Here is a 554-nt window from a genome sequence, read left to right on the forward strand (position 1 = left end):
TCCGTGAGCGCCCGCGGCACGGTCGACCCGATCCCGCGGCGCAGGCGCGGGCGCTCACGGAGGTGGCCTTGTTCCTTTGCGTTCGGGGACGGGCGGCCGCGTCGAAGCGGTGATGCTGCCTCGAATGTCTCACGTCGCCGCCGCGTCGCTCACCCCAGATCCTGCAGGTGCCGCGCCGCGATCACCGAGGCGGCGGTGCGGTTCTCGACGCCGAGCTTGGCGTAGATGCCCTCCAGGTGCTTCGTCACCGTGCGCGGGCTCAGCCCCAGGATCTCGCCGATGTCGCGGCTCGACTTGCCGCGCGAGAGCCAGAGCAGCACCTCCGCCTCGCGGCCGGTGACGCGAAGCCGATCGCGCAGGCGGTCCAGGCCCGCGGCGGTGTCGTCGCGCGAGAGGCGCAGCAGGATCTCGTCGCCGGTCCGGCCGATGAAGCTGAGGACGTGGGCGCGGCTCTCGCGGTCGCGCAGGCTCAAGGGCGCCGCCTCGGTGATCGCGGCGCGGCACCTGCAGGATCTGGGGTGAGCGACGCGGCGGCGACGTGAGACATTCGAGGC

1 protein-coding gene is annotated in these 554 nt (G+C 73.1%); it reads right to left on the minus strand.

Annotation, left to right across the window (positions count from 1 at the left end; translation table 11 throughout):
• Nucleotides 1-149: 149 nt before the first annotated feature.
• The coding region (locus FV223_RS29555) for a helix-turn-helix transcriptional regulator (protein ID WP_147730107.1) at nt 150-554 on the minus strand (405 nt) is incomplete at its 5' end.

This window comes from Methylobacterium sp. WL116, assembly GCF_008039455.1.
GTDB lineage: Bacteria > Pseudomonadota > Alphaproteobacteria > Rhizobiales > Beijerinckiaceae > Methylobacterium.